We start from the raw sequence: 26,589 nt of genomic DNA on the forward strand, positions 1-26,589 counted from the left end.
AGTGTTCCTGTGAGGCTATTGCCCTTTCAGCAGTTGAGCAGCGCGGACGGCAAAGTAGGTAAGAATGCCGTCAGCTCCTGCGCGTTTGAAGGCCGTGAGGGATTCGAGAATCACCCCTTCACTCAGCCAGCCGTTCTGGATTGCAGCCATGTGCATCGCGTATTCGCCACTGACCTGATACACAAAGGTCGGCACCTTGAACTCATCCTTGACCCGATGAAGGATGTCCAGGTAAGGCATACCCGGCTTGACCATCACCATGTCCGCGCCTTCAGCCAGGTCGGCAGCCACTTCATGCAGCGCTTCGTTGCTGTTGGCCGGGTCCATTTGATAGGACGCCTTGTTGGCTTTGCCCAGATTCAGTGAGGAACCTACCGCATCGCGGAATGGGCCGTAATAGGCGCTGGCGTACTTGGCCGAGTAAGCCATGATCCGCACATTGACGTGTCCGGCCAGCTCCAGCGCTTCACGGATGGCCTGAATCCGACCGTCCATCATGTCGGACGGCGCAATGACCTGCGCACCGGCGTCGGCATGAGACAGCGCCTGTTTGACCAGTGCATCGACCGTAATGTCGTTCTGTACGTAGCCTTCTTCGTCGAGAATTCCGTCCTGCCCGTGGGTGGTGAACGGATCCAGCGCCACGTCAGTGATGACGCCCAGCTCGGGGAAGCGGTCACGCAACGCACGTGTCGCACGCTGAGCGATGCCTTCGGGGTTCCAGGCTTCTGCGCCATCCAGGGATTTCTTTTCCGGCGGCGTAACCGGGAACAGCGCCAGCGCGGGAATGCCCAGTGCAACCCAGCTCTCGGCTTCCTTGAGCAACAGATCGACGCTCAGACGCTCGACGCCAGGCATCGATGCAATGGTTTCGCGACGGTTTTCGCCGTCGAGTACGAATACGGGGAGAATCAGGTCATCGACGGCGACCACATTTTCACGAACCAGCCGACGGGAAAAGTCGTCGCGGCGATTACGGCGCAGACGAGTGAGAGGAAACAGGCGGTTAGCGGGGGTAAAGCTCACGGCGAGACTCCTGAGCCCGCTTACGCGGGCAAGCGCGACAGTTATAAGCCGCCATTATGACCAATGTGTGACAGTCATGGTTCGACCTGCGACTGCAGGCCGCAGCGGCTTAACTGGAGAGAAAGGACCATTGTGGTTGCAAGAATCTTTAACGTCGAGACACATATGGACACTTTCATGATTGCCTTGGGCGAGTTAGGCTGCGCGTTCATTTCGCCAGCATCCAGACAATGCTCCAGAATTTCTTGAATGAGTTTGGCTACTTCGCCCTCTTCCTCGGCACCTTCTTTGAAGGCGAGACCATTCTGGTTCTTGCCGGATTTCTGGCTTTCCGTGGGTACATGGACCTCAACATCGTCATCCTCGTTGCCTTCTGCGGCAGCTACGCTGGCGACCAGTTGTGGTATTTCATGGGGCGCAAACACGGCCGCAAACTGCTTGCCCGCAAACCTCGCTGGCAGCTCATGGGCGACAAGGCGTTAAGGCTTGTGCGCAAACACCCGGACATCTGGGTGCTGAGCTTCCGCTTCGTTTACGGACTGCGAACCGTCATGCCGGTGGCCATCGGCCTGTCCGGCTATCCTCCGGGACGCTACCTGCTGCTCAACGGTATCGGTGCGGCAGTCTGGGCTGCGGCGCTGGGTTCGGCGGCGTATCACTTCGGCGCGGTGCTTGAGGGCCTGCTGGGTAACGTCAAGAAATACGAACTCTGGGTACTCGGTGCCCTGGTGTTGCTGGGCCTGGGTCTGTGGCTGCGTCGCCGCATCAAGAATGCCCGCATCGCCCGCGAAGAAAAGCGCTGCTGCGCGTCGGCCGCCGCCTCCGATCTGGAGATGCCGGTTGAAGTCCCGCTTGATCTGAAGAAAAAATCCGACGACTGATTTCGTCTTTCCCCGAGCGCGGCCAGACCGCCTCGCTCGGCGGCTGTACACCCTTCGCTCTGCACCCTGCCTCGGCTGTTTCCGGCCTCGACCCATCCGTTACTGAACAGATCGCAAAGATTACGATCCATTGCTAGACGCAACGTAGGCAAAGACGACCCTGTCGAGGCGTCGCAAAAGAAGGAGTCCAGGTTATGCAAAAGAAAGTGGCGGTGATCCTGTCGGGCTGTGGCGTCTATGACGGTGCCGAAATTCACGAAAGCGTATTGACCCTGCTGCGACTGGACCAACGTGGCGCGCAGGTGCAGTGTTTTGCGCCGAACATCGCGCAGCATCACGTCATCAATCACCTGACCGGTGAAGAAATGCCCGAGACCCGTAACGTACTGGTCGAATCGGCGCGCATTGCACGCGGCGAGGTAAAAGATCTGCGCGAGGCCGACGTCGAGGACTTCGATGCGCTGATCGTGCCTGGTGGATTCGGCTCGGCCAAGAATCTCTCAGACTTTGCACAACAGGGCCAGGCCTGTCAGGTCAATGCAGAACTGCTGGCATTGGCCGAAGCCTTTGCTCTGGCAGGCAAGCCGGTCGGTCTGATCTGCATCACCCCTGCCCTCGCCGCGAAGATCTACGGCCCGGGCGTGACCTGTACCATCGGCAACGATCCCGAGACTGCCGCCGCGATTATCAAAATGGGCGGCGAGCATCAGGACTGTGACGTATCCGAGATCGTGGAAGACCAGGCGCGAAAGCTGGTCAGCACCCCGGCCTACATGGTCGCCAAGAGCATCAGCGAAGCGGCTTCAGGCATCAACAAACTGGTCGACCGCGTGCTGGAGCTGACGCAGGAACAAGAGGCCTGAGCAAAGGCAACGGCCTTTCTCTGTGAAAGCGGACTTGCCCACGAGTCCCGCCGCACCACGCCTCACCCGTGGGAGCGGACTCGTCCGCGAAGCCCTCATTCCAGATACCCAGCCTCCAACGACCGTAACACCGCTTTCGCGGACGAGTCCGTTCCCACAGTTCTAGTGTTGCTTCAGGCGCCAAGCGTTGTCCGGGCAGGCTTGCGTGGGAGCCAACTGTCCGCGAAGACTATCTTTCAGCTCACACAGCTTCATCGAACCTGTAGATCCATTCGCGGACGAGTCCGCTCCCACGGGGTGTCTGCCCAACGCTTGGCCTACTGAAGAAACACTGGACTCGTGGGAGCCAACTCGTCCGCGAAAAGGTTGGCGGGTCCGATGAAGGTGTATGGGTTGGGAGATAGCCTTCGCGGACAAGTTGGCTCCCACGTGAAACCTGCCGGCGTGGGAGCGGACTTGTCCGCGAAAAGTGGATCTAATGGCTCACGCTTGCTCTACCGTGCCGATGAAGTTGGCCAGTTCCGGAGTCTTCGGGTTGGCGAAGAGGACTTTCGGATCGCCCACTTCATGCACTTTGCCCTGATGCATGAACACCAGTTTGTCGCCCACTTCCCGGGCGAAGCGCATTTCGTGGGTGACCATGATCAGGGTCATGCCATCGGCCGCCAGTTGACGCACTACGCTGAGCACTTCGTTGACCAGCTCCGGGTCGAGCGCCGAGGTGATCTCGTCGCACAGCAGCACCTTAGGCGACATGGCCAGCGCACGGGCAATCGCCACGCGTTGCTGTTGTCCGCCTGAAAGGCGATCCGGGAAGGCGTCGAATTTCTCGCCAAGTCCCACGCGCTCCAGCATCTTTCTCGCCAGTTTGGCCGCTTCGGCTTTCGACACTTTCTGCACAACCTGCGGTGCCAGCATCACGTTTTCACCGACGCTCAGGTGCGGAAACAGGTTGAACTGCTGGAACACCATGCCGACCTTTTGTCGCAAGGTACGCAGGTCGGCACGGGCGGCGTCCAGGTATTCGCCATCGACTTCGATCACACCGTCGTTGATCGACTCCAGACCATTGAGGGTGCGCAGCAGCGTGCTCTTGCCCGAGCCGCTGCGCCCAATGATCGCCACCACCTGGCCTTCTTCCACGGAAAGATCGATGCCTTTGAGGACGTGATGGTCGCCGTAGTATTTGTGCAGGGCGGAAATTCTAAGCAGAGGCATGCAGTCTCCTTTCCAGATGACGCGCGCAGAGCGACAAGGGATAGCAAAGGATGAAGTAGCCCAGGGCGACGAAGCCGTAGACCATGAAAGGTTCGAAGGTGGCGTTGGCCAGCATGCTGCCGGTCTTGGTCAGTTCGGTGAAACCGATGATCGAGGTCACGGCCGTACCTTTGACCACCTGCACCGAAAAGCCGACCGTTGGCGCAACCGCGATACGCAGCGCCTGCGGCAGGATCACGTAGCGCATCTGCTCAAGTGGCGTGAGCGCCAGGCTGGCGGAAGCTTCCCACTGACCTCTGGAGATCGACTCGACGCAGCCGCGCCAGATCTCGGCCAGATAGGCGCTGGTAAACAGCGTCAGCGCCAGTGCAGCAGCGGCCCACGGGGAAATGTCCATGCCCATCAGCGCTACACCGAAGAACACCAGAAACAACTGCATCAGCAGCGGTGTGCCCTGAAACAGTTCTATATATAAGCTGGCGGCCACACGTGGTCCGGATTTGGTCGAGGTGCGCATGCCCATCACCAGCAGGCCGATCAGCCCGCCGCCAATGAATGCCACCAATGACAGCGCCACCGTCCATTGCAGGCCGGTCAGCAGATTGCGCAGGATGTCCCAGAGGGTAAAGTCCATCAACTGCTCCTCGATATGAAGCGCCGTCCGATCCAGGCCAGCAACTGCCGGATCAACAGCGCCATCGCCAGATAGATCAGTGTGGTGACGATGTAGGTTTCGAACGAGCGGAAATTGCGCGACTGAATGAAGTTGGCGAAAAAGCTCAATTCTTCAGTGGCGATTTGCGAGCAGACCGCCGAGCCCAGCATGACGATGATGATCTGGCTGCTCAGCGCCGGCCAGACCTTGCTCAAGGCCGGTACCAGCACCACGTAGCGAAACGCCTCGTAGCGGTTCATCGCCAGTGCAGCCGACGCTTCCAGTTGTCCTTTGGGAATCGCCTGAATACCCGCGCGGATGATTTCCGTCGAATAGGCCCCCAGATTGATGACCATCGCCAGGACCGCGGCCTGCCATTCCGATATCTGCATGCCCAGCGAGGGCAGGCCGAAGAAGATGAAGAACAGCTGGACCAGAAACGGTGTATTGCGGATCAGCTCCACATACACCGCAAAAATCGTCGCGAAGGGCTGGATCTTCCAGGCCCTGACGACAGCACCGACAATTCCCAGGCTGACGCCGAGCACGGTGCCAATGGCGGTCAATTCCAGCGTGAATAATGCGCCGCGCAACAGCAGATCAATGTTCTGCAGTACCGGCGCAAAGTCGAAGTGATAAGCCATTGGCAAACCCTGTGATCAGAAAGCAGTGATCAGAGATCGGCTGGCAGCGGTTGCTTCAGCCAGGTCTCGGACGCCTTTTCCAGCGTGCCATCGGCCTTGGCGGCATTGAGGATCTCATTCACTTTGGCCAACAGTTCCGGCTGGTCCTTGTTCACGCCAACGTAGACCGGCGAATCCTTGAGTTTCACTTTCAGGGCCGGGATGCGTTTCGGGTTGCGCTCGCTGATGGCGACCATGACCACATTGCCGCTGGCAATCAGATCGGTTTGACCCGCGAGGTAGGCTGCGATAGTGGAGTTGTTGTCTTCAAAGCGCTTGATGGTTGCACCTTGTGGCGCCACGGCCGACAGCTCGATGTCCTCGATCGCGCCACGGGTAACGCTGATGGTCTTGCCGTTCAGGTCGGCGACTTCCTTGATCGGGGCATCAGGCGGGCCGAATACGGCCAGGTAGAACGGTGCATAGGCTCGGGAGAAGTCGATGACTTTTTCGCGATCCGGATTCTTGCCCAGGCTGGAGATCACCAGATCCACCTTGCCGGTGGTCAGGAATGGAATGCGGTTGGTGCTGTTGACCGGAGTCAGCTCGAGTTTGACCTTCAGCCTGTCAGCCAGCAGCTGTGCGGTATCGATATCCAGCCCGCGTGGTTTCATGTCCGGACCGACCGAGCCGAAAGGCGGGAAATCCTGCGGGACGGCAACCTTCAGTGTGCCGCGCGCTACGACGTCTTCCAGGCCGTTGGCATGGGCTGGCGCCTGGCTCAGCATCAGGCTGGCAAACAAGGCAGTAAGCAGTGCGCTGTAACGCTTGGTCATGTGAACTCTCCGAACGGAACGAAAGGTGTTGGCCGATCACTCAGTGCACAGCCCATGCCATCCGTCCCTGACGCGCCATAACTCAAGGTTTGCAGCCATTTTTTGGTCTTACTGGTCTGAACAGTTGCAGCATGGCACGCCCCGCTTTGGCGCGCCTGAAAGCCTCGCCGCCCCAGCGCTGGGCGTCGCTTGCCGAATGCTCGGGATGACGTTAAAAGGGATTTTTACTGGACTGACTGGCCTGAACAGTGATGCCCCACACTTCGCTCGCCGTACCGGAATCAGCCCTCAGGGCCATCCGCAAATTAATAGCCGAGCAGGGCTACAAGCCTGGCGAAAGCCTGCCGTCACAGCGGGATCTGGCCGTTCTGTTGGGGGTCAGCCGTGCGTCGTTGCGCGAGGCGCTGTCCTCGCTCAGCGCGCTGGGTGTGGTGAGCGTGCAGCCCGGCAAGGGTGTGTTCGTACAGTCCCTTTCTGAACCAGAACAGAGCACGGGGGGATTTTCCTGGCCTTTCGACGCGCGGGTTTCTCCGGCTGACACGTTTCAACTGCGCTACGCACTGGAAGGCTTTGCTGCCGGACTGGCTGCGGTTACCTTGACCGCCGACGAACGGGATGTGCTGGAAGACAACGTCGAGGCGATGCGTCTTGAACTGCGCGCAGGCGACTTTGAAGCGGCCGCCCGACTGGATTTCGAGTTCCATCGACACATCCTGGTCGCCAGTGGCAATCAGGCAATGCTGGGGATCGTTACCGCAGGCGCCGACATCTTCCTCGAAAGTCAGAAGATGCCGTTCATAAGGGCTGCAAGGGTGATGGAAACCTGGCAGGAGCACCGCAAGATTCTTCGCGCGCTGGCACGGCATGCCTCCGGGCCTGCGCAAAAGGCCATGCAGGAACACATCCGCGGCGCAGCGCTGCGCACCGGAATCGTATTCGCTACCCCCTCCGGCTGATGATGCGCTATAACCTGACTCATGCCTCGTCATAGCCAGACTCAATGAACCATCGCTTCCTGAATGCCATTAGGCCCGTTATGATGAGCGTCGTTTTTTAGCCTACGAACTCGGAGACATCCATGAGTAGCGACAAGATCAAACACGTCACCGACGCCAGCTTCGAAGCCGATGTACTGAAGGCTAATGGTCCTGTGCTGGTTGACTACTGGGCCGAATGGTGTGGTCCGTGCAAGATGATTGCCCCGGTTCTGGACGAAATCGCCAGCACTTATGAAGGCAAGCTGACCGTTGCCAAGCTGAACATCGACGAAAATCAGGAAACCCCGGCCAAGCATGGCGTACGTGGAATCCCGACGCTGATGCTGTTCAAGAACGGTAATGTTGAAGCGACCAAAGTCGGTGCATTGTCGAAGTCGCAGCTGGCTGCCTTCCTCGACGCCAACATCTGAAGCGTTCCAAAGCCCTGCGAATAACGGGGCTTTTTTTCGGGCGTCGTACTGGACGCCTCGAAAATCAAGTGGTACATTCGGCCCCGCAACGGCTTCTCCGTTGCCCCCTGCTAGCCGTCGCCGACGCTCTCCTTTCGATTTAGTACGCGATCCTGTCGCCTTCTCTGCGGCGCGGCCTCATTAAGCCAAAAGCTTAATTTCCCCTCCATACACGATTACGTCATTCCTATATGAACCTGACTGAACTCAAGCAAAAGCCGATTACCGATCTGCTCGAAATGGCCGAACAGATGGGCATAGAAAATATGGCCCGTTCGCGCAAGCAGGATGTGATTTTCTCCCTGCTCAAAAGGCACGCTAAAAGTGGCGAGGAAATTTCCGGTGATGGCGTGCTGGAGATCCTCCAGGACGGCTTCGGCTTCCTGCGCTCTGCAGACGCTTCCTATCTGGCCGGTCCGGACGACATTTATGTCTCCCCGAGCCAGATTCGCCGCTTCAACCTGCGTACCGGCGACACCATCGTTGGCAAGATCCGTCCTCCTAAGGAAGGTGAGCGTTATTTCGCTCTGCTCAAGGTCGACACGATCAACTACGACCGTCCGGAAAACGCCAAGAACAAGATTCTGTTCGAAAACCTGACGCCGCTGTTCCCGAACGTGCGCATGAAGATGGAAGCCGGCAACGGCTCCACCGAAGACCTGACCGGTCGCGTGATCGATCTGTGTGCACCAATCGGCAAGGGCCAGCGTGGTCTGATCGTTGCGCCGCCGAAGGCGGGCAAGACCATCATGCTGCAGAACATCGCGTCGAACATCACGCGTAACAACCCGGAAGTGCACTTGATCGTTCTGCTGATCGACGAGCGTCCGGAAGAAGTGACCGAAATGCAGCGCACCGTGCGCGGCGAAGTGGTTGCCTCGACATTCGATGAACCGCCAACCCGTCACGTACAGGTTGCCGAAATGGTGATCGAGAAGGCCAAGCGCCTGGTCGAGCACAAGAAAGACGTCGTCATCCTGCTCGACTCCATCACCCGTCTGGCCCGTGCCTACAACACCGTCATCCCGAGCTCCGGCAAGGTACTGACCGGTGGTGTCGATGCGCACGCTCTGGAGAAGCCAAAGCGTTTCTTCGGTGCTGCACGAAACATCGAAGAAGGCGGCTCGCTGACCATCATCGCCACCGCGCTGGTTGAAACCGGCTCGAAGATGGATGAAGTCATCTACGAAGAGTTCAAGGGTACCGGCAACATGGAGCTGCCTCTGGATCGCAAGATCGCGGAGAAGCGTGTGTTCCCGGCCATCAACATCAACCGCTCCGGCACCCGCCGTGAAGAGCTGTTGACCGCTGATGATGAACTGCAGCGCATGTGGATCCTGCGCAAGCTGCTGCACCCGATGGACGAAGTCGCGGCGATCGAGTTCCTGATCGACAAGCTCAAGCAGACCAAGACCAACGATGAATTCTTCCTGTCGATGAAACGCAAGTAACAGACGGGTCGGTTCAAGAAATGGCATCCCTCGGGATGCCATTTTTTTTGGCTGGCGATCGGCTCATTAGCTGCCTTGAATGCTCAGAGCGGGTAGGATATGCGTCTATTTGGATAAATGGCCGGGTTAATGAAATTCAAAGATCTAAGGGATTTCGTACAGCAGCTTGAGCAGCGCGGAGAGCTGAAACGCATTCAGATGCCGATTTCGCCCGTGCTGGAAATGACCGAGATCTGTGATCGCACCTTGCGTGCCAAGGGCCCGGCCCTGTTGTTCGAAAAACCGGTCGGCTTTGACATTCCGGTGCTGGGCAACCTGTTTGGCACACCCGAGCGCGTGGCCATGGGCATGGGTGCCGAGGCAGTCAGCGAACTGCGCGAAATCGGCAAGCTGCTGGCCTTCCTCAAAGAGCCCGAGCCCCCCAAAGGTCTGAAAGACGCCTGGTCCAAACTGCCGATCTTCCGCAAAGTCATTGCGATGGCGCCTAAAGTGGTCAAGGACGCGCCGTGCCAGGAGATCGTCATCGAAGGCGATGACGTCGACCTCGGCATGCTGCCGGTCCAGACCTGCTGGCCGGGCGACGTCGCACCGCTGATCACCTGGGGCCTGACGGTGACCAAAGGGCCGAACAAGGAACGCCAGAACCTGGGTATCTACCGCCAGCAGGTGATTGGTCGCAACAAAATCATCATGCGCTGGCTCAGCCATCGCGGCGGCGCGCTGGATTTTCGCGAGTGGTGCGCCAAGCATCCGGGCGAGCCTTATCCGGTGGCCGTTGCGCTCGGCGCTGACCCGGCGACTATTCTGGGTGCTGTGACGCCGGTTCCTGACAGCCTCTCCGAGTATGCCTTCGCCGGTTTGCTGCGTGGTTCGCGTACCGAACTGATCAAATGCCGTGGCAGTAACCTGCAAGTGCCGGCCAGCGCTGAAATCGTGCTGGAAGGCGTGATCCATCCCGGCGAAATGGCGGATGAAGGGCCTTACGGCGACCACACCGGTTATTACAACGAAGTGGACAGTTTTCCGGTGCTCACCGTCGAGCGCATCACCCATCGCATCAAACCGATCTACCACAGCACCTACACTGGCCGTCCGCCGGATGAGCCCGCAATTCTGGGCGTGGCGCTGAATGAAGTGTTCGTGCCGATTCTGCAAAAGCAGTTTCCGGAGATCGTCGATTTCTACCTGCCGCCCGAAGGCTGCTCGTATCGCATGGCCGTTGTGACCATCAAGAAGCAGTATCCCGGTCATGCCAAGCGCGTGATGCTTGGGGTCTGGTCGTTTTTGCGGCAGTTCATGTACACCAAGTTCGTGATCGTCACCGATGACGATATCAATGCCCGTGACTGGAACGACGTGATCTGGGCGATCACTACGCGCATGGACCCCAAGCGCGACACGGTCATGATCGACAACACGCCGATCGACTACCTGGACTTCGCCTCGCCGGTGTCCGGTCTGGGCTCCAAGATGGGCCTGGACGCGACCAACAAGTGGCCGGGCGAAACCAGTCGGGAATGGGGCAGGGCCATCGTCAAGGATGAGGCCACTACACGTCGGGTCGATGAGATCTGGGATCAGTTGGGAATAAAGTGATGCGTGTAACTTTGCAGCCCTCGGGCGCAGTGCTGGAAACCTTGCCGGGCGAACGGATTCTCGATGCCGCGCAACGTTTGGGCTACGACTGCCCGCAGAGCTGTCGCAACGGCAATTGCCACGTCTGCTCGGCGCTGCTGGTCGAAGGGCGCGTCATGCAGTCGGGTCAGGAGCATGATCACGGCGAAATCTACACCTGCCTGGCCGAACCGCTGGAAGAGTGCGTGGTGCTATGGGACGGCGTGCTGGCCAAGGGTGAGTTGCCGGTGCGCAGTTTCGCCTGCCAACTGAGCGAGTGCATCGAGGTGGGTGGCGATGTCTGGCGCGTCGGGCTCCGTGCCCCGGCCGGCAAGGCGCCGCGTTACCACGCCGGGCAATACCTGATGATCGAGCGCGAAAATGGCGAGAAATCGGCCTTTTCCATCGCCTCTGCGCCTCATCGGGGTCGCGATCTGGAGTTGCACGTGCTGGTTCGCGAGGACAGCGCACGCAACCTTATCGAGCAACTGCAGCGCAACGCGATGGCCCGGGTTGAATTACCGTTCGGCGATACGCATCTGGCTGAGCTGCCTGACGGTCCGCTGGTCCTGATCGCTGCCGGCACCGGTATGGCCCAGATGAGCAGCCTGATCGAGCACTGCCGGGCCAAGGGGTTCGACCATCCGGTGCACTTGTATTGGGGGGCGAGGCGTCCCGAGGACTTCTACGAAATTGCCCATTGGGATGAGTGGGCGAAGCTGCCCAATCTGTTCCTGAACAAGGTCGTCAGCGATCTGTGCGGTTGGGAAGGACGCTGCGGGATGCTGCACGAGGCCGTCTGTGAAGACATCAAGGACCTGTCGGCCTTGCATGTCTACGGCAGCGGCTCGCCAGCGATGATCTACGGCACGCTCGATGCGCTGGTTAGCGCCGGTATGGACGCTCATCAGATGCGTGCGGATGTGTTCGCCTACGCGCCACGTCCCTGATACCTGACTGACGGCAGCAACGCTGGATTGGATTTTGCTTGGATCCGCTTATAGCCGCTGGCGATGTCAAATCATCGCCAAGTGCTTTTTTGGTAAGGCAGGCCGTCGGCCTGCGGCAGTGAACGTACCACGACACCCTGATGCCGCTCGCCCGTGAGCGTTTCAGCGGGGCTCGGCAAAGACTGGCAGCGAGACTGTCAGGGAGGCAAATGGAGAACCCAATCAACGAACTGGCCGTGGCTGTACACGACGGCCTGGGCCTGACGTATCCACCTGTCATCGATCTTGGCCCGCAATTGACCCGCGAACAGCTGTTGGCCTCGATGGCGGCCACCATGCAGCGCCACAAAGGTGGTCCGGTATGGCTTTTCGCATACGGCTCACTGATCTGGCGACCTGAATGCACCGCCGTCGAACGCCAGCGCGGGCGCGTGCATGGTTACCATCGCGGTTTATACCTGTGGTCGCACGAGCATCGTGGCACTCCCGAGGTGCCGGGACTGGTGTTCGGCCTGGACCGTGGCGGTTCATGCACCGGCTTTGCGTATCGGCTGCCGGATGAGTGCCTGGAAGATTCGCTGCTTGCGCTTTGGCAACGCGAAATGCCCTATCCCTCCTACCGGCCGCACTGGCTCAGTTGCCGTCTTGAAGATGGCCGACAGGTGCAGGCGTTGGGATTCGTGCTGGAGCGGCATTTGCCGAGTTATGCGGGCAATCTGCCGGACAGCGTGCTGAGCCAGGTGCTGGCCAGCGCAAGCGGGCGGTATGGCACCACCCGCGACTACGTCGAGCAGACCGCCATCGCCCTGCGCAGCCACGCCATGCCGGATTTGCATCTGGAGGCGCGGCTCAAGCGGTGCCGGTCAGCGACGGCCTGAATCAGGCTTTGACTTCACGCGCGGTACTGGCGACCTGTTTGTGACGCAGTGTCGGGGCCAGGAACACCATGGCCAGAATGCACGCGCCGATTAGCAGCACGAAACCACCGTCCCAGCCAAAATGGTCGACGGTGTAGCCCATCGCCGCGCTTGCTGCGACCGAGCCGCCCAGATAACCGAACAGGCCGGTAAAGCCCGCCGCCGTGCCGGCTGCCTTCTTGGGTGCCAGCTCCAGCGCCTGTAGGCCGATCAGCATCACGGGGCCGTAGATCAGGAAGCCGATGGACACCAGCGCGATCATATCCACGGTCGGATTGCCTTCAGGGTTGAGCCAGTACACCAGCGTGGCGATGGTCACCAGGAACATGAACACCATGCCGGTCAGGCCGCGATTGCCCTTGAAGATCTTGTCCGACATCCAGCCGCACAGCAGCGTGCCCGGAATACCGGCCCACTCGTACAGGAAATACGCCCATGAGGTCTTGTCGACAGTGAAGTGCTTGGCTTCTTTCAGATAGGTCGGTGCCCAGTCCAGTACGCCGTAGCGCAGCAGATAGACGAACACGTTGGCCATGGCGATGTACCACAGGAATTTATTGCGCAGCACATATTTGACGAAGATTTCCTTGGCGCTGAATTCTTCTTCGTGGCTCGCATCGTAGCCTTCCGGGTAATCGTTCTTGTAGTGCTCGATAGGCGGCAGACCCACGGACTGCGGTGTGTCGCGCATGGTTGCGAAGGCAAATACTGCAACCAGTAGCGCCACGGCGGCCGGTACGTAGAACGCAGCATGCCAGTCGTTGGTCCAGCCCATACCCAGCAGGAACAATGGGCCGATCAGACCGCCGCCGACGTTATGCGCGACGTTCCACACCGACACCACGCCGCCGCGCTCTTTCTGCGACCACCAGTGCACCATCGTCCGCCCGCTCGGCGGCCAGCCCATCCCTTGCGCCCAGCCATTGATGAACAGCAGGACGAACATGATCGTGACGCTGGACGTGGCCCAAGGCGCGAAACCGAAGATGAACATGATCCCGGCCGACACCAGCAGGCCGAACGGCAGGAAATAACGCGGGTTGGACCGGTCGGAGATGATCCCCATCAAGAACTTCGACAGGCCGTAGGCAATGGCAATCGCCGACATCGCTACACCCAACTGACCACGGGTGTAACCCTCTTCAATCAGATAAGGCATCGCCAGCGAAAAGTTTTTGCGTAGCAGGTAGTAACCGGCATAGCCAATGAAGATACCGGCGAAAATCTGCCAGCGCAGACGGCGATACGTGCTGTCGACTTTCTCTTCGGGAAGGGGTGCCTTGTGCCTGGCGGGGCGGAAAAACGCAAACATAGAGACGCTCCTGGTTCTTATTTTTTTGCGAATGCGAATATTACATTTTCGTTACAGAAAAAAGCACTGCCTTTTGACCGAGAAGCCCGGTAAATCGGGGGTTTGGCATGTTGTTTTATGAACGTCTCACAGGTTTAACGATTCAGCTATCAGGTTGAGAAGGGTCTTACGGCCGGATCGGAAATCGTGTCCTTATGTATAAACGGACACGCCCTTAGTATCGCGATCGGCAAGCCCTGAAGGCATTCACATTGCGGTAGGCAGAGGTCAGGATGAAATGGATTGTGGTTATTCTGGTAGTGACACTGGCGGTGATGGCGTTGCCGATGTGTGTGGCGGAATCGTTTCTGATCCCGATCCACACGCCAGCTCCAGCGTCCCTGCCGAGTTGATCAAAATCCGCTATGTCGGCAAGGTACGCGCTCAGTTGGTTATCAAGTCAGACGGTTCTGTGCATGAGGCTAGGCCGTAGAAAGCGGACACCCTTTACTGATGTCGAGCAATCGCTCGGACATGGCGCTATAAACCTTGGATGGGGACGGTAGGTGCATCACCTTTCACCAGTATCATGATCCCGGTGATTTTTGTCTCCCTCGGGTATCGGCGCTTCAATACCAAGGTCGTGTGGGGGGCGACATTCGCTGCAGCTACCTCAATCACTAAGTGCAGTTCGTCCGGCAGGACTCCCCCGACGAATAGTTAAGCAACGTTGATGTGTTCTGGTACACCGGCCAGGTGCTGTTCAGCAGCCATGTTGCGCACGGCCTCCCCCATCCTGAAAGCTAAAACGTAACCGTGACCTGTCAGTTCGCTGGAACGGCGCTTTTTCGTCCTCCGCTGGACGAACGCGATGCGTTGGTGCGCGATTTGTTTCAGGCGGTGCCGACGGTAATCGCGAGTTCTCGGGATAATCTTAGGCAGCGATAGGTGAGCTATTTGCCGGAGCGTGTTCGGCAGTCATCTTAAAGGCCGCTGCTGGAACCTGACGCCAGTTCGGACGACGACATCTCGAACTGGCGTCTACGGCTGTCAGCTAGTCAAATACGTGCATTTTTTCTACGGCTTCAAAATGCTCAGTATTGGACACGCCTTGAGCGCTCAGTGCGTTTGAGCATTCTGTAACCGCAAACTCAATGGCATTTTTGAGTGCGTTCAGGGCAACACCTATTTCCTTTGTTGCCTCAGGCCCCAGCATCGCTTTCGCTGTACGTGCTGATTCTGACGCCAGCCTTAGGGCTTCCTCGGCTTTTATACGTGTAACTTCGCGCGCTGCCTCTTCAGTCTGGCGTTGCGCGAGCTGCAGTGCTGCCTCTCGGGCACGCTGCTGCGCGGCGTGTTCTTCTGCCATGCGCCGGGCGGCTTCTTCCGCCTGCATTCGTGCCCGAGCAGCATTTTCGGCTGCGCGGCGTGCGGCTTCTTGAGCGACAAGCACGGTGTGCTGGCGTTGCTGCTCTTTAAGCCTGCCGTGTAACGATTCGAGGCCTGCTTTGAACTCGTTTAGAAAGCGAATACTCTGCAGATGAAAATCAGCATCGACCGTCATGGAGTAGAAGTCAGTCTGACCACCTCCCGGCAAGCTGCGCAACAAGGCTTTGTTTTCCATGTCGAGCTTTGTAGCGCGTACATCACCCCACATGAAACGTACATTATCGATGTGTGCTTGCTGCAACGGTGCTCGTTTGCTGTTAATAAGATGATGGGCCGTGTGTATGTATCGTTCGGTAATCCCTGTGTATTCAAGTCCGCTCAAGCTGCCAATGTGAGCGGCAAGTTCTGCCTGCAAAAAATTGGGCAGTTGTTGCAGGTGATGATTTAACTCTTCCATGGTTTAAATCCTTTTTAGATTGTTATGATTGCTGAAAACTAATAGTGGATAAGCGTGCGGCGTTGGTTTAGTCGGACTGCTTGAACCCCGGCTTGCCACTCCGCGCTCTCCATGCCTTGATTTCCTGCATGACCCCTTTGGCGCTGTCTTCTCGATCTGCGGGTGGATAACAGAGGAGGCCTGATTTCTCGGGGTGCTCGGTCACGCCAGCTATGTGGTCGATAAGGTCAGTTATATACTGTTCCTCTTGATCTTCAGGCACATCAACCGGGCCGTCGAAAAGCTCGCTAAGAATTTCAAAGAACTCGGGTTCTGTGTATTCGCTCAGCGTTGATTTAAATTTCATGTGCGTGTTTTCCTGTGGGTCTGAATATGCTCTTTGGGAGTCATTATAGTGAGGTTGTCGAGGTCGTAGACGGCTCCCCCATTGCTGATCCAGTGTTTGTGATGGATCTCTAGTTTTACACGGCTGCCTATTCTGTCTTCCGGCAGAGCATAGGGTGCGCGTTTCTTTAAAACCTCTCTATTATTAATAAAGCTGAAGTGTCTACTCAACTCAGGATCTTTAGACGCCGCTAACCAAATTGCCTCTCTCAGCCAATCAAAGCTGTTGAATTTCTGACCTCTGAGCTGCTCCGCGATACTCGATGGAATGGGGGCTCCCTGACTCTTCGCAGAGTTTTTCAGCCAGTTTGCGTCAACCGTTGCTCCATACCCGCTCGCTACCCCAGGAATAGACCTCGGGTCCTTGAATAGCAGATAGGTGTCTGGCAGCCCTGAATCAATCGGCGATACGAGAATGTAGTCATCAGGATCGTTTCGATCGATTGCCGGGTACGTCTCAAGCTCGGGAGCGACCGGAGCCACGGTGGTGCCTGGATCAGCAGGCAGCGCTGGTGGCCTCAGGGGAGAGACAGTCGAGCTGTCAGCCGGTCGTGCTATTGGAGTCCAGATCAGTGACGGTGTGGATTCGCCATATCGGATAAATTCGTAGGTGTTGTTCTGGGCGTTGTAAGTGAATGTTCGTACACGAACCTTCGTGCCGAGTTTTATTCCATCGGTTGCCGTCCACTGCGCGAGCGAGCGTTCACCATCGGTGGATTCGACCAGTCGATGAGGTACATCAATGGCACCGCCCACACTGGCGACGTAAGCCAGGTCCAGTGTTTCAGGCAGGTTGAGCTGTGAAAGGGGCGTGCCGACCACGGGCGAGGGCCGTTCGGCATCGCCCAGGATCGGCGCATAAGCGGCTAGCGCGAGACCTGCATTGCGTGTGAGTGCCTTTGAAGCGATTCGAAAAAACTATTCCTTCGCCAGATGGGCCGTCTTTGTCTGTGCCGTTTCGATTCCCGCAGTGGTTGCCGACAGCGCCGGAGGTGCTACGGCATTCCATAGAGTGTTGACGTGCTTCGTGGAGACGGACTCTTCTGCCTCCCTGGCCGATCTGAAGGTGTGCGATAACTCGGCATGCTGTGTGGAGAGTTGGGTAGATCGTTCTTCGAGTAGTGAGATGGCTTGTGAAAGAAGCTGCGACTTTTGGGTATGCGTATAGGCATCTATCCAGCGTCGATGAAGCTGATGTGACAGATTTGCATCACCGTTGCTATGGGCTTCAAGAAATTGTTTGTACTGGCTTGGATCTGGATTGCCTACGCCTGTACCACTTGCAGTAAGTGCATTATTTAATGCATCCCGATCAGCGCTCTTCATGGCGATCAAGTAGTTGATCTGCGCTTTCTCTTGAAGGATGAGATCAAGTGCCTGCTGCGCGGTATGCGGAACCTGTTGCGAATCAATGAAGCCAATTTCCTGCGCTATCGACTCGGATAAGCTGGCAAACTTCGCTGTGAAGTGTCGTGCTATATCCTGACTTTCAGTTCGAAAAGACTCGGTCAACGAGTTGATAGTGTATCGGTATGCTTGTTCTTTCTCGGCTTGGGCACGTGCAGCAGCTTCTGTCTGCGCTCTCGCTGTTGCTTCGGCTTTTACTCGTTGTTCACGTTCGTGTTGCGCTTTGGCCAGACTCTGCGCATGTTCCTGAGCCTGCCGCTCGGCCTGTGCGATGGCTTCGGCTTCAGCTATTGCTTGAGCAGCCTGCTGTGCGCGGGCATGCAGTCGCCTGCGTCGTCTTTTTCGGCTGGAGGAACCCGTATTGGTGAAACTGCTCCCGAAAAAGCCTGTATTTTGCAGTTTTGATGAGCCGCCGTGACTAATATTCACAGTCCCGGTGGTTGTGTCCTTTAATAAGTTGGTCTGTCTTTTTTTTCTGATAGCCATACAGTTCTCCTTTCTGTATGGCTATGTTGTTTGGTTTTTTATGCACGCCCGATCTATATAAATATTTTAAATTGGTTTTTCTATGCTGATCACTACCTTCCCCACCGCCCTGCGCCCACCCAACGCATCAATCGCCTCCCCAGCGCGCTCCAGCGGATAGACCTGCGACACCAGCGGCTTCAACTTCCCTTCTTCAAACCACGCAAACAACTGCTTGAAGTTCGCGGCGTTATCCTGCGGCTGTCTCTGCGCAAACGAGCCCCAGAACACGCCCACCACCGAGGCACCCTTGAGCAGGGCGAGGTTGACCGGCAGTTCGGGGATGCGGCCGCTGGCGAAGCCGACGACGAGCAGGCGGCCGTTCCAGGCGATGGCACGGATGGCCTGGTCGAAGAGGTCGCCGCCGACCGGGTCGTAGATCACGTCCACGCCATTGCCATGGGTGAGGCGTTTGATTTCGTCTTTGAGGTTGGCTTCGGTGTAATTGATGAGTTCATCGGCGCCTGCTTTTCGGGCGACTTCGAGCTTCTCTGCCGAGCTGGCAGCAGCGATTACACGGGCGCCGAGGGCTTTGCCGATTTCTACGGCTGCAAGGCCCACGCCGCCCGAGGCACCGAGCACCAGCAGGGTTTCACCGGGCTGAAGATTGGCGCGTTGTTTAAGTGCATGCATCGAGGTGCCGTAGGTCATGCTGAAGGCGGCTGCTATGGTGAAGTCCATGCGCTCGGGAATCGGTAGCACGTTGTAGTTCGGTACCGCGACCTGTTCAGCAAAGCTGCCCCAGCCGGTGAGCGCCATGACGCGGTCGCCGGGTTTGAGGTGAGTGACTTTTTCGCCGACCGCCGAGACGACGCCCGCAGCTTCACCGCCCGGTGAAAACGGAAAAGGCGGCTTGAACTGGTATTTGCCTTCTATGATGAGGGTGTCCGGAAAGTTGACCCCGGCTGCGCGAACGTCGAGCAGGATTTCGTTCTTCTTGATCGCAGGGCTCGGGATTTCTTCGAGCACCAGGGTATCCGCAGGACCAAAGGCTTTGCACAGCAGAGCTTTCATCGGGCTATTCCTTTTTCAGTAATGGCCGATAAAGTCAGTTAAGTGGGTTTCAGGGTCAATGAGCATGCCCCTGCCTGATAAGCACACATAAGCTGTAAGCTGAGTGGCAAACCGTATTAAGGAGTGGACTGTGAAAGCGTGGATTCTGATGTTGCTGGCTTTGTCGTTGCCCGCCATGGCACAGGAAGAGGCCAAGGAAGAAGGTCCGCCGAAAGCGGCCTATGTCTCGCTGACGCCACCTTTCGTAGGCAACTACGCGCTGGATGGCGGTCCCAAGTTGCGCGTCTACAAGGCCGACATTGCCCTGCGTGTTACCGGCGCTGACGCTGAAGCTGCCGTGAAGCGCAACGATGCGTTGATCCGCAACCAATTGGTGTCGCTGTTCACGCAGCAGACCGTCGACACCATGAGCAGCGCCGAAGCGAAAGAGAACATTCGTCAGGAAGCGCTCAAGCAGGTTCAGCGCGTCATGAACGATGAAGAGGGTAAGCCCATCGTTGAAGACCTGCTGTTCAACAACTTCATCGTCCAGTAAGGCCGCTCAGCGCAGCGCCAGAATCGCCGCCCATTGTTCGGCGGTCACTGGCATGACTGAAAGTCGACTACCCTTTTGCACCAGCGGCAGTTGTTCGAGCTGACTTTGCTGTTTCAGGTAGCCGAGGCCGAGCACCTTGTCGAAACGCTCCACGAACGCCACATCAATGGCGCTCCACGGATTCTTTTCGGGGGTTGCCTTGACGTCGTGGTAAAGGCTGTCAGGGTCCAGCGCGGTCGGGTCCGGGTAGGCGGCTTCGGTGATCTTGGCGATTCCTGCAATGCCAGGTTCAGGGCAACTGGAATGATAGAAAAAGAACTCGTCGCCCTCCGCCATGGACCTGATGAAGTTGCGCGCCTGATAGTTGCGTACGCCGTCCCAGCGGGTGTTGCCCAGACGTTGCAGGTCGCTGATCGAGAGCTCATCGGGCTCGGATTTCATCAGCCAATAGGCCATTGATGGTGCTCCTGGAACAAGAAGTTCATGTTTGTTTTATGACAAACCGACAGTCGGTTGGCGTCAGGATTTGCGTACTGGTTCACGTTATCGCAGAATGCCGCCATTTTAAGCACCACGCTGCTGCACGGCCCACACAAAACCGCTGCTGACATCGTATTGATTTGCCTAAGGAGGGCAGTCAATGAAGCGCAAGCCTGATTTACTCTGGATTCTGGTTATATTGTTTGGCTTGGGTGTCGTGACAACGGGTTATGCGCAAAGCCTGTGGGCGAGCAAGCCGGACATGCCTGTCGAGATTACCCAGCAACAGCAGAAAGTGCCCGGTCGACACTGATAAGCCCCGTCTTGCTCTGACCGTCCAGACGCCTTCGCAACGAAGCCCGATCGGTCAGAGTCCCTGCGCCAGATACCAGCGTTTGTCCGATACCGTTCCCTGCAGTGGAACATCCCAGCTGGCTTGCGCCAAGCGTTCTACCTTCTGACATTCATGCGCCAGGCCGAGCAATACCGGCTTGCGCCAGGTACTTCTGCGCGTCCGGTACGCCAGGCTGCGATCGTAGAAGCCGCCGCCCATGCCCAGACGTCCACCTTCGTCATCGAATCCCACCAACGGCATCAGAATCAGATCGAGCGCCCAGATTCGACGCTGTTTGGCGCGGTCGATGCGTGGCTCGGGTATGCGGAAGCGGTTGGGCCTGAATTTCTCGCCGGGACGCACGCGCTGAAAAACCATGCGTGTGCGCGGCCAGGCATTGAGAACGGGCAGGTACGTCGCCTTGCCGCGACGCTGCGCCGCACGTAACAACAGGCGTGGATCGATCTCGCCGTCCATGGGCAGATAGAGCGAGACATGCCGGGCGCGCCTGAATAATGGATGCTGCGCCAATTGACGATACAGGCCGCGGGCGGCTTCACGTTGCTGGCTACGGCTGAGGGATCGACGCGCCTTTCGCAGTTGGCGACGCAATTGCGGGCGTGAGAGCGAAGGTGCACTGGTCATGATCGAGAGGTCATGCAGGCGGGTCCTTGAAGTCGGAATCAAGGCAGGATCGTCATTGCCAGACAGCGGTGACCGGCAATGGATTTAATGAGGACTCCCCGACGAACCGCTGTCGGTGTAGCCCTTGAACCCGAAAGTTCAAGGTGGAGATTGCAGGAGGTTTTAAGGCTTTCCGTCGAGCGGACATGCACACCAACCCCAACGTGCAACCCCCGTGGTTGTGCGTATCGGCTCAGGGACATGACCGACTGGCAAGCACTCCAGGGAGTGGCGCAAGTATACAGAAATGACCCGCAATAATCAGCCCCGTGTTGAATCCGGCGCGCCTGGCGTGTCACTGGACAGGACCAGATCGACTTTATCGAGCAGATCGCGGACCTGTTCGCGCGTCGATCCGCTGGCCTGTACGTCAGGCAAATCCTGCTTGTGCAGCAAATCGTGGGTGATGTTCAGGGCGGCCATCACGGCGATACGGTCGGCACCGATTACTTTGCCGCTGCTGCGGATTTCACGCATCTTGCCATCCAGGTAGCGGGCAGCGCTGACAAGGTTGGTGCGCTCTTCCTGAGGACAGATGATGGAGTATTCCTTGTCGAGGATTTGAACGGTAACGCTGTTGCCATTACTCATGAGTCTTGCTCCAAAGCCTTGAGGCGCGAAATCATTGACTCGACCTTTTGCCGGGCGATTTCGTTCTTTTCAATGAGGTGGGCGCGTTCCTCGCGCCAGGATTTTTCCTGAGCTAATAGGAGTGCGTTTTGGGCTTTAAGTTGCTCGGCGTGCTTGAGTAGCAGCTCCACGCGTTTCATCAGCGCTTGCAGGTCGGTGTCTTCCATTGTTTTCCACTGAGTACTTTCTGATGAATGGCACGGGCGAGGTAATCATGCCGAAGCCCAAACCGTCGCGTTGATGATCTTGGCGCGCGGATAGTCTAGGATACAAGGCCTTCATTCTAGACATTGCGCCGTTTGGCGACTAGCTACCCATGCCCATTCAGAATTCTCCTTACAAAGCATTTGCCACCTTGCTCAACAGCAGTGGCCACCCGGTTTCTCCCGCTGAACTCCACGGCCTGCTGTTGGGCCGCAGTTGCGCCGGTGCCGGCTTCGACAACGAAAGCTGGTTCGCCGACGCGTCGGTGCTGCTGGAAACCGAGCCGCAAGACAATGTTCGCCAGGCCCTGATCGGCCTGCAGGAGATGGTCAAGGGCGAACTCACCAGCGACGACATGACCGTTGTGCTGTTGCTGCCGGGCGACGACGAGCCGTTGGCCGAGCGCGCCGCCGCGTTGGGCCAGTGGTGCCAGGGTTTTCTGTCAGGCTTCGGTCTGGCAGCCGGTGACAAGGTGCTGAGCATTGAGGCCACCGAAGTGCTGCAGGATCTGGCCGCCATCGCGCAGGTGCAGGACGCGCTGGAAGAATCCGAAGACGGCGAAACCGACTACATGGAGGTCATGGAATACCTGCGTGTCGCGCCGTTGCTGTTGTTCACCGAGTGCAACAAGCCTGCCGCCGCACAACCCAAGCCTTCCCTGCACTGATTGCCCATCATCGCCTGCCGGCCGGGTAACAAAACCCCGGCGCCGGTAAGCGCCATCAGGACTAACGTTGCCGATGATCCATATTCCGAAGTCCGAATACGCCCGCCGACGCAAAGCCCTGATGGCTCAGATGGAGCCCAACAGCATCGCCATCCTGCCCGCTGCGGCCGTGGCGATCCGCAATCGAGACGTCGAGCATGTGTACCGGCAGGACAGCGATTTTCAGTACCTGAGCGGATTTCCGGAGCCGGAAGCCGTGGTGGTGCTGATCCCCGGTCGCGAGTACGGCGAGTACGTACTGTTCTGCCGTGAGCGCAATCCCGAACGCGAGCTGTGGGACGGCCTGCGCGCAGGGCAGGAAGGCGCGATCCGTGATTTCGGTGCGGACGATGCCTTTCCGATCAACGATATCGACGACATCCTGCCGGGGCTGATCGAGGGCCGCGATCGGGTGTATTCGGCGATGGGCAGCAATCCCGAGTTTGATCGGCACCTGATGGAGTGGATCAACGTGATCCGCTCCAAGGCCCATCTGGGCGCTCAGCCTCCCAACGAATTCGAGGCGCTGGACCATCTGCTGCATGACATGCGGCTGTACAAGTCGGCGGCCGAGATCAAGGTCATGCGCGGCGCGGCCGAGATTTCTGCACGCGCTCACGTGCGAGCCATGCAGGCCTGCCGCGCCGGGCTGCACGAGTACAGTCTCGAAGCCGAACTGGACTACGAGTTCCGCAAGGGCGGCGCGAAAATGCCTGCCTACGGTTCCATCGTCGCGGCAGGCCGCAATGCCTGCATCCTGCATTACCAGCAGAACGACGCGCCATTGAAGGACGGCGATCTGGTGCTGATCGATGCCGGGTGCGAAATCGACTGTTACGCCAGCGATATCACGCGCACCTTCCCGGTCAGCGGCAGGTTCTCGCCGGAACAGAAGGCTATTTATGAACTGGTGCTCAAGTCCCAGTACGCGGCGTTCGAAGCGATCGGTCCGGGCAAGCACTGGAACCAGGCGCATGAAGCCACGGTCCAGGTTATTACCGCAGGGCTCGTCGAGCTGGGCCTGTTGCAGGGCGATGTGAATCGGCTGATCGAAGACGAAGCCTACAAGGCGTTTTACATGCATCGGGCCGGGCACTGGCTGGGCATGGACGTGCATGACGTCGGTGAATACAAGGTCGGTGGAGAATGGCGCGTACTGGAAGTCGGTATGGCGCTGACCGTCGAGCCCGGCATTTACGTGGCTCCCGACAATCTGAATGTCGCAAAGAAATGGCGAGGTATCGGTGTGCGAATCGAGGACGACGTGGTGGTGACCAAGAAAGGCTGTGAAGTGCTTTCCGGTGGCGTGCCCAAGACAGTGGCCGAGATCGAGGCGCTGATGGCTGCCGCGCGGGTTGACGCGGCATGAGTCGCTTCAATATAGCCATCGTCGGCGGCGGACTGGTCGGTGCCAGTCTTGCGCTGGCGTTGCAGGCGGGTGCCAAGGCGCGGGGCTGGAAGATCGTTCTGGTCGAACCCTTCGCGCCGGGTGAAACCTATCAGCCCAGCTACGACGCCCGGTCTTCGGCGCTGTCGTTCGGTGCGCGGCGTATCTACGAACGTCTTGGCGTCTGGCAGCAGATCTCGCGCCGCGCCGAGCCGATTCTGCAGATTCAGGTATCCGACCGGGGCCGCTTCGGCGCGACCCGTCTGTCGGCCATTGAAGAAGGTGTACCTGCGCTGGGTTACGTGGTCGAAAACGCCTGGCTTGGGCAATGTCTGTGGGCGGGCCTGGATCGCGACGTAGTCAGTTGGCGTGTGCCGGCCGAGGTGCGCAAGATGCAGCCGCTGGCCGACGGATACCGTCTGACGCTGGCCGACGAAAGCGAACTGGAATGCGATCTGGCAGTGCTCGCTGATGGAGGCCGTTCAAGCCTGCGCGAACAGTTGGGCATTGGCGTTCGGCAAACGCCTTACGACCAGAGCGCGCTGATTGCCAACATCACGCCGAGTGAGGCGCATTGCGGTCAGGCGTTCGAACGCTTCACCGATGAGGGGCCGATGGCCTTGCTGCCGTTGCCGGAAAATCGCTGCGCCCTTGTCTGGACGCGGCGCGGCAACGACACTCAACGTCTCGCCGAGCTGGACGACCGTGCCTTTCTTGAAGAACTGCAGGGCGTGTTTGGCTACCGGCTCGGCACGTTGCGTCAGGTCGGCGCACGGCATGTGTATCCGCTGGCGCTGGTGGAGGCCGAAGAGCAGGTGCGCTCGCATCTGGTGATTCTCGGCAACGCCGCGCACAGCCTGCATCCGATTGCCGGACAGGGTTTCAATCTGTCGCTGCGCGACGCCGATGCACTGGCCGAGACGTTGCTTGAGAGCGATTCCGCGCTGGGCGATCTGGCGACGCTGCAGGTCTATCGCGAACGTCAACGCCTTGATCAGCAACTGACCGTGGGGTTTTCCGACAAGGTGACGCGCCTGTTCGGCAGCACTCAGTCGGCGATCACCACGGGCCGTAATCTTGGCCTGCTGGGGCTCGATCTGTTGCCCACGGCCAAGCGCTGGTTTGCGCGTCAGGCCATGGGCCTGGGGACGCGTACCGATGTGTGACGCACGTACTTTCAAAACAGGGCTTCGGCCGCAAGCGGGGACCGTTTGATCATGGAAACACGCGCAGATGTGCTCATCGTCGGTGCCGGCATGGTCGGCAGCGCGCTGGCGTTGGCCTTGCAGGGCAGCGGCCTGGATGTTGTCGTGGTCGACGGCGGACCGCTGAGCGTCAAACCGTTCGACCCGGCTTCGACGTTCGAGCCGCGTGTCAGCGCCTTGTCCGCGGCCAGCCAGCGGATTCTGCAACGCCTTGACGTCTGGGACGGCATCGCCGCTCGCCGTATCAGCCCTTACGGCCACATGCAGGTGTGGGATGGCAGCGGCACCGGGCAGATCCATTTTTCTGCGTCCAGCGTACATGCCGATGTGCTGGGTCATATCGTCGAGAACCGTGTGGTCCAGGATGCGCTGCTGGACCGTCTGCATGACAGTGACATCGGTCTGCTGGCCAACGCCCGGCTCGAGCAGATGCGCTATTCGGGTGATGACTGGCTGCTGACTCTGGCTGACGGCCGCCAGTTGCGCGCGCCGCTGGTCGTGGCGGCCGATGGCGCTAACTCGGCCGTGCGCCGTTTGACTGCAACGCCGACCCGCGAGTGGGATTACCTGCATAACGCAATCGTCACCAGCGTGCGCACGGCCGATTCCAACAGGAAAACCGCCTGGCAGCGCTTCACTGATGAGGGGCCGCTGGCTTTTCTGCCGCTCGATCGCGAGGGCGAGCACTGGTCTTCCATCGTCTGGTCGGTGACGCCTGCGGAGTCCGAGCGCCTGATGGCGGTGGACGACGAGGTGTTCTGCAAAGAACTCGAGCTGGCGTTCGAAGGTCGATTGGGCCAGGTGCTGGCGGTCGATGCCCGTTTGTGTGTGCCGCTGCGTCAACGTCACGCCAAGCGCTATGTCGCCAAAGGGCTGGCTCTGATCGGTGATGCCGCGCACACTATTCACCCGCTGGCCGGGCAGGGCGTAAACCTTGGTTTTCTGGACGCTGCAGTACTGGCCGAAGTGCTGACCCATGCGGCCGGGCGAGGCGAGTTGTTGTCGGATGTACGCGTATTGGGCCGTTATGAGCGTCGTCGCATGCCGCACAACCTGGCGCTGATGGCCGCAATGGAAGGCTTCGAGCGTCTGTTTCAGGCCGATCCGCTGCCTCTGCGCTGGCTGCGCAACACCGGGCTTAAAATGGTCAACAAGATGCCTGAAGCCAAGGCACTGTTCGTGCGCGAAGCGCTTGGGTTGGCGGGGTATCTGCCGGAATTGGCGCGACTGTAGGTCTGCGCTGGAAAGCTTCCAGGGAGCGGTTACAGCCTCAAGCCGCTTTTAGTCGGTATTCGCTCTCGTTTTTCAACAGGCAAATACGATTCGGGCCATCTTGCTTGCAAGCATGACTAATGCCACTCCCACAGGTTGTGCACAGCTCCACGCTACCCCATGTGGAAGCGGACTCGTCCGCGAAGGCTATATTTCAGCCGCTGGATCTTCATAGAGAGCATCGTCCTCTTCGTGGACAAGTCC

The 26,589-nt window shown here is 58.5% G+C and carries 29 protein-coding genes, 1 other RNA gene and 1 pseudogene; 15 read left to right on the top strand and 16 right to left on the bottom strand.

Annotated features, from left to right (window positions below; genetic code table 11):
* Window positions 1-15: 15 nt before the first annotated feature.
* The gene (gene hemB / locus BZK31_RS05560) at window positions 16-1,026 is read right to left on the bottom strand and encodes a porphobilinogen synthase (protein WP_083181795.1); all 1,011 of its coding nucleotides are present in this window, start codon (window positions 1,024-1,026) and stop codon (window positions 16-18) included.
* A gap of 230 nt (window positions 1,027-1,256) precedes the next feature.
* On the opposite strand from hemB, the gene BZK31_RS05565 reads away from it, so the two are divergent.
* Together BZK31_RS05565 and elbB are read left to right on the top strand one after the other, a co-directional pair.
* Window positions 1,257-1,907, top strand: coding sequence for a DedA family protein (locus BZK31_RS05565; RefSeq protein ID WP_083181796.1), 651 nt, complete (start codon window positions 1,257-1,259; stop codon window positions 1,905-1,907).
* A gap of 194 nt (window positions 1,908-2,101) precedes the next feature.
* Window positions 2,102-2,770: an isoprenoid biosynthesis glyoxalase ElbB gene (gene elbB / locus BZK31_RS05570; RefSeq protein WP_083181797.1), complete on the top strand. Its 669-nt coding sequence runs from the start codon at window positions 2,102-2,104 to the stop codon at window positions 2,768-2,770.
* A 483-nt stretch (window positions 2,771-3,253) separates the two neighbouring features.
* Here the strand turns inward: elbB and BZK31_RS05575 are convergent, their stop codons facing one another.
* From BZK31_RS05575 to BZK31_RS05590, 4 genes are read right to left on the bottom strand one after another with little or no spacing between them, the layout of a single operon-like run.
* Window positions 3,254-3,988, bottom strand: a complete 735-nt coding sequence (locus BZK31_RS05575; RefSeq protein ID WP_083181798.1) for an amino acid ABC transporter ATP-binding protein — start codon at window positions 3,986-3,988, stop codon at window positions 3,254-3,256.
* A complete protein-coding gene (locus tag BZK31_RS05580; protein ID WP_167377855.1) occupies window positions 3,975-4,625 on the bottom strand; it encodes an amino acid ABC transporter permease in 651 nt (216 codons plus the stop codon). Before BZK31_RS05580 ends, BZK31_RS05575 begins: the two co-directional genes overlap by 14 nt.
* Window positions 4,622-5,287, bottom strand: coding sequence for an amino acid ABC transporter permease (locus BZK31_RS05585; RefSeq protein WP_083181800.1), 666 nt, complete (start codon window positions 5,285-5,287; stop codon window positions 4,622-4,624). The genes BZK31_RS05580 and BZK31_RS05585 overlap by 4 nt, the downstream gene beginning before the upstream one ends.
* A 29-nt stretch (window positions 5,288-5,316) precedes the next feature.
* Window positions 5,317-6,102 carry a transporter substrate-binding domain-containing protein gene (locus tag BZK31_RS05590; protein ID WP_083181801.1) on the bottom strand — a complete coding sequence of 262 codons (786 nt, stop codon included), beginning with the start codon at window positions 6,100-6,102 and terminating at the stop codon, window positions 5,317-5,319.
* A gap of 251 nt (window positions 6,103-6,353) precedes the next feature.
* Here BZK31_RS05590 and BZK31_RS05595 point away from each other — a divergent pair, with 251 nt between their 5' ends.
* The 6 genes from BZK31_RS05595 (at window position 6,354) to BZK31_RS05620 (ending at window position 12,442) form a co-directional block, all read left to right on the top strand.
* Window positions 6,354-7,058 carry a FadR/GntR family transcriptional regulator gene (locus BZK31_RS05595; RefSeq protein WP_083181802.1) on the top strand — a complete coding sequence of 235 codons (705 nt, stop codon included), beginning with the start codon at window positions 6,354-6,356 and terminating at the stop codon, window positions 7,056-7,058.
* A 122-nt stretch (window positions 7,059-7,180) separates the two neighbouring features.
* Window positions 7,181-7,510 carry a thioredoxin TrxA gene (trxA, locus tag BZK31_RS05600; protein ID WP_083181803.1) on the top strand — a complete coding sequence of 110 codons (330 nt, stop codon included), beginning with the start codon at window positions 7,181-7,183 and terminating at the stop codon, window positions 7,508-7,510.
* A gap of 230 nt (window positions 7,511-7,740) precedes the next feature.
* A complete protein-coding gene (gene rho / locus BZK31_RS05605) occupies window positions 7,741-9,000 on the top strand; it encodes a transcription termination factor Rho (RefSeq protein WP_083181804.1) in 1,260 nt (419 codons plus the stop codon).
* A gap of 129 nt (window positions 9,001-9,129) precedes the next feature.
* Entirely contained in the window at window positions 9,130-10,596 is a 1,467-nt protein-coding gene (gene ubiD, locus BZK31_RS05610) for a 4-hydroxy-3-polyprenylbenzoate decarboxylase (RefSeq protein WP_083181805.1), read from the top strand.
* Entirely contained in the window at window positions 10,596-11,564 is a 969-nt protein-coding gene (locus BZK31_RS05615; RefSeq protein ID WP_083181806.1) for a CDP-6-deoxy-delta-3,4-glucoseen reductase, read from the top strand. Before ubiD ends, BZK31_RS05615 begins: the two co-directional genes overlap by 1 nt.
* A gap of 209 nt (window positions 11,565-11,773) precedes the next feature.
* Complete coding sequence (locus BZK31_RS05620; protein ID WP_083181807.1) at window positions 11,774-12,442, top strand: gamma-glutamylcyclotransferase; 669 nt, start codon at window positions 11,774-11,776, stop codon at window positions 12,440-12,442.
* A gap of 1 nt (window position 12,443) precedes the next feature.
* Here BZK31_RS05620 and glpT read toward each other — a convergent pair whose 3' ends face one another.
* Window positions 12,444-13,793, bottom strand: coding sequence for a glycerol-3-phosphate transporter (glpT, locus tag BZK31_RS05625; RefSeq protein ID WP_083181808.1), 1,350 nt, complete (start codon window positions 13,791-13,793; stop codon window positions 12,444-12,446).
* Between the two features lie 314 nt (window positions 13,794-14,107).
* Here glpT and BZK31_RS30540 point away from each other — a divergent pair.
* A pseudogene (locus tag BZK31_RS30540) lies at window positions 14,108-14,573 on the top strand (energy transducer TonB); the annotation flags it as partial.
* Between the two features lie 253 nt (window positions 14,574-14,826).
* Here BZK31_RS30540 and BZK31_RS05630 read toward each other — a convergent pair.
* From BZK31_RS05630 to BZK31_RS05645, 5 genes are all read right to left on the bottom strand, one after another.
* Window positions 14,827-15,618, bottom strand: coding sequence for a hypothetical protein (locus BZK31_RS05630; RefSeq protein ID WP_083181809.1), 792 nt, complete (start codon window positions 15,616-15,618; stop codon window positions 14,827-14,829).
* 67 nt (window positions 15,619-15,685) lie between these two features.
* Window positions 15,686-15,964: a bacteriocin immunity protein gene (locus BZK31_RS05635; RefSeq protein ID WP_083181810.1), complete on the bottom strand. Its 279-nt coding sequence runs from the start codon at window positions 15,962-15,964 to the stop codon at window positions 15,686-15,688.
* Window positions 15,961-16,824, bottom strand: a complete 864-nt coding sequence (locus BZK31_RS30340; protein ID WP_341865285.1) for an S-type pyocin domain-containing protein — start codon at window positions 16,822-16,824, stop codon at window positions 15,961-15,963. The genes BZK31_RS05635 and BZK31_RS30340 overlap by 4 nt, the downstream gene beginning before the upstream one ends.
* Window positions 16,825-16,920: 96 nt before the next feature.
* On the bottom strand, window positions 16,921-17,895 hold the full coding sequence (locus BZK31_RS30345) for a hypothetical protein (protein WP_341865286.1): 975 nt from the start codon (window positions 17,893-17,895) through the stop codon (window positions 16,921-16,923).
* Between the two features lie 66 nt (window positions 17,896-17,961).
* Window positions 17,962-18,948, bottom strand: coding sequence for an NADPH:quinone oxidoreductase family protein (locus BZK31_RS05645; protein ID WP_083181811.1), 987 nt, complete (start codon window positions 18,946-18,948; stop codon window positions 17,962-17,964).
* Window positions 18,949-19,078: 130 nt separating this feature from the next.
* Between BZK31_RS05645 and BZK31_RS05650 the strand changes: the two genes are divergently transcribed.
* Window positions 19,079-19,483, top strand: a complete 405-nt coding sequence (locus BZK31_RS05650; RefSeq protein WP_083181812.1) for a flagellar basal body-associated protein FliL — start codon at window positions 19,079-19,081, stop codon at window positions 19,481-19,483.
* A gap of 6 nt (window positions 19,484-19,489) precedes the next feature.
* Here BZK31_RS05650 and BZK31_RS05655 read toward each other — a convergent pair whose 3' ends face one another.
* Window positions 19,490-19,939, bottom strand: a complete 450-nt coding sequence (locus BZK31_RS05655) for an EVE domain-containing protein (protein WP_083181813.1) — start codon at window positions 19,937-19,939, stop codon at window positions 19,490-19,492.
* A 184-nt stretch (window positions 19,940-20,123) separates the two neighbouring features.
* Between BZK31_RS05655 and BZK31_RS05660 the strand changes: the two genes are divergently transcribed.
* Entirely contained in the window at window positions 20,124-20,276 is a 153-nt protein-coding gene (locus BZK31_RS05660) for a hypothetical protein (protein WP_083181814.1), read from the top strand.
* 54 nt (window positions 20,277-20,330) lie between these two features.
* Here BZK31_RS05660 and BZK31_RS05665 read toward each other — a convergent pair whose 3' ends face one another.
* The 4 genes from BZK31_RS05665 to BZK31_RS05680 form a co-directional block, all read right to left on the bottom strand.
* Window positions 20,331-20,942 (bottom strand): 5-formyltetrahydrofolate cyclo-ligase, encoded by a 612-nt coding sequence (locus BZK31_RS05665; protein WP_083181815.1) that lies wholly within the window; start codon window positions 20,940-20,942, stop codon window positions 20,331-20,333.
* Between the two features lie 91 nt (window positions 20,943-21,033).
* Window positions 21,034-21,212: non-coding RNA, 6S RNA (gene ssrS / locus BZK31_RS05670), on the bottom strand.
* Window positions 21,213-21,242: 30 nt separating this feature from the next.
* Window positions 21,243-21,572, bottom strand: coding sequence for a cell division protein ZapA (locus BZK31_RS05675; protein ID WP_083181816.1), 330 nt, complete (start codon window positions 21,570-21,572; stop codon window positions 21,243-21,245).
* Window positions 21,569-21,778, bottom strand: a complete 210-nt coding sequence (locus tag BZK31_RS05680) for a TIGR02449 family protein (protein ID WP_073170818.1) — start codon at window positions 21,776-21,778, stop codon at window positions 21,569-21,571. Before BZK31_RS05680 ends, BZK31_RS05675 begins: the two co-directional genes overlap by 4 nt.
* 149 nt (window positions 21,779-21,927) lie before the next feature.
* On the opposite strand from BZK31_RS05680, the gene BZK31_RS05685 reads away from it, so the two are divergent.
* The 4 genes from BZK31_RS05685 (at window position 21,928) to BZK31_RS05700 (ending at window position 26,346) form a co-directional block, all read left to right on the top strand.
* On the top strand, window positions 21,928-22,482 hold the full coding sequence (locus BZK31_RS05685; protein WP_083181817.1) for a YecA/YgfB family protein: 555 nt from the start codon (window positions 21,928-21,930) through the stop codon (window positions 22,480-22,482).
* Between the two features lie 73 nt (window positions 22,483-22,555).
* Window positions 22,556-23,890 (top strand): Xaa-Pro aminopeptidase, encoded by a 1,335-nt coding sequence (gene pepP, locus BZK31_RS05690; RefSeq protein WP_083181818.1) that lies wholly within the window; start codon window positions 22,556-22,558, stop codon window positions 23,888-23,890.
* Window positions 23,887-25,074, top strand: coding sequence for a 2-octaprenyl-6-methoxyphenyl hydroxylase (ubiH, locus tag BZK31_RS05695; protein ID WP_083181819.1), 1,188 nt, complete (start codon window positions 23,887-23,889; stop codon window positions 25,072-25,074). The genes pepP and ubiH overlap by 4 nt, the downstream gene beginning before the upstream one ends.
* A 51-nt stretch (window positions 25,075-25,125) precedes the next feature.
* Window positions 25,126-26,346 (top strand): 2-octaprenyl-3-methyl-6-methoxy-1,4-benzoquinol hydroxylase, encoded by a 1,221-nt coding sequence (locus BZK31_RS05700; RefSeq protein WP_083181821.1) that lies wholly within the window; start codon window positions 25,126-25,128, stop codon window positions 26,344-26,346.
* Window positions 26,347-26,589 lie beyond the last annotated feature (243 nt).

The sequence above is a fragment of the Pseudomonas floridensis genome (assembly GCF_002087235.1).
GTDB classification, from domain to species: Bacteria; Pseudomonadota; Gammaproteobacteria; order Pseudomonadales; family Pseudomonadaceae; genus Aquipseudomonas; species Aquipseudomonas floridensis.

Bases quoted from the DNA above. Each gene is read 5' to 3' on its own strand.
- BZK31_RS05565 (WP_083181796.1), top strand. From the start codon at position 1,257: ATGCTCCAGAATTTCTTGAATGAGTTTGGCTACTTCGCCCTCTTCCTC.
- elbB (WP_083181797.1), top strand. From the start codon at position 2,102: ATGCAAAAGAAAGTGGCGGTGATCCTGTCGGGCTGTGGCGTCTATGAC.
- BZK31_RS05575 (WP_083181798.1), bottom strand. From the start codon at position 3,988: ATGCCTCTGCTTAGAATTTCCGCCCTGCACAAATACTACGGCGACCAT.
- BZK31_RS05585 (WP_083181800.1), bottom strand. From the start codon at position 5,287: ATGGCTTATCACTTCGACTTTGCGCCGGTACTGCAGAACATTGATCTG.
- BZK31_RS05590 (WP_083181801.1), bottom strand. From the start codon at position 6,102: ATGACCAAGCGTTACAGCGCACTGCTTACTGCCTTGTTTGCCAGCCTG.
- BZK31_RS05595 (WP_083181802.1), top strand. From the start codon at position 6,354: ATGCCCCACACTTCGCTCGCCGTACCGGAATCAGCCCTCAGGGCCATC.
- trxA (WP_083181803.1), top strand. From the start codon at position 7,181: ATGAGTAGCGACAAGATCAAACACGTCACCGACGCCAGCTTCGAAGCC.
- rho (WP_083181804.1), top strand. From the start codon at position 7,741: ATGAACCTGACTGAACTCAAGCAAAAGCCGATTACCGATCTGCTCGAA.
- ubiD (WP_083181805.1), top strand. From the start codon at position 9,130: ATGAAATTCAAAGATCTAAGGGATTTCGTACAGCAGCTTGAGCAGCGC.
- BZK31_RS05615 (WP_083181806.1), top strand. From the start codon at position 10,596: ATGCGTGTAACTTTGCAGCCCTCGGGCGCAGTGCTGGAAACCTTGCCG.
- BZK31_RS05620 (WP_083181807.1), top strand. From the start codon at position 11,774: ATGGAGAACCCAATCAACGAACTGGCCGTGGCTGTACACGACGGCCTG.
- glpT (WP_083181808.1), bottom strand. From the start codon at position 13,793: ATGTTTGCGTTTTTCCGCCCCGCCAGGCACAAGGCACCCCTTCCCGAA.
- BZK31_RS05630 (WP_083181809.1), bottom strand. From the start codon at position 15,618: ATGGAAGAGTTAAATCATCACCTGCAACAACTGCCCAATTTTTTGCAG.
- BZK31_RS05635 (WP_083181810.1), bottom strand. From the start codon at position 15,964: ATGAAATTTAAATCAACGCTGAGCGAATACACAGAACCCGAGTTCTTT.
- BZK31_RS30345 (WP_341865286.1), bottom strand. From the start codon at position 17,895: ATGGCTATCAGAAAAAAAAGACAGACCAACTTATTAAAGGACACAACC.
- BZK31_RS05645 (WP_083181811.1), bottom strand. From the start codon at position 18,948: ATGAAAGCTCTGCTGTGCAAAGCCTTTGGTCCTGCGGATACCCTGGTG.
- BZK31_RS05655 (WP_083181813.1), bottom strand. From the start codon at position 19,939: ATGGCCTATTGGCTGATGAAATCCGAGCCCGATGAGCTCTCGATCAGC.
- BZK31_RS05660 (WP_083181814.1), top strand. From the start codon at position 20,124: ATGAAGCGCAAGCCTGATTTACTCTGGATTCTGGTTATATTGTTTGGC.
- BZK31_RS05665 (WP_083181815.1), bottom strand. From the start codon at position 20,942: ATGACCAGTGCACCTTCGCTCTCACGCCCGCAATTGCGTCGCCAACTG.
- BZK31_RS05675 (WP_083181816.1), bottom strand. From the start codon at position 21,572: ATGAGTAATGGCAACAGCGTTACCGTTCAAATCCTCGACAAGGAATAC.
- BZK31_RS05680 (WP_073170818.1), bottom strand. From the start codon at position 21,778: ATGGAAGACACCGACCTGCAAGCGCTGATGAAACGCGTGGAGCTGCTA.
- BZK31_RS05685 (WP_083181817.1), top strand. From the start codon at position 21,928: ATGCCCATTCAGAATTCTCCTTACAAAGCATTTGCCACCTTGCTCAAC.
- pepP (WP_083181818.1), top strand. From the start codon at position 22,556: ATGATCCATATTCCGAAGTCCGAATACGCCCGCCGACGCAAAGCCCTG.
- ubiH (WP_083181819.1), top strand. From the start codon at position 23,887: ATGAGTCGCTTCAATATAGCCATCGTCGGCGGCGGACTGGTCGGTGCC.
- BZK31_RS05700 (WP_083181821.1), top strand. From the start codon at position 25,126: ATGGAAACACGCGCAGATGTGCTCATCGTCGGTGCCGGCATGGTCGGC.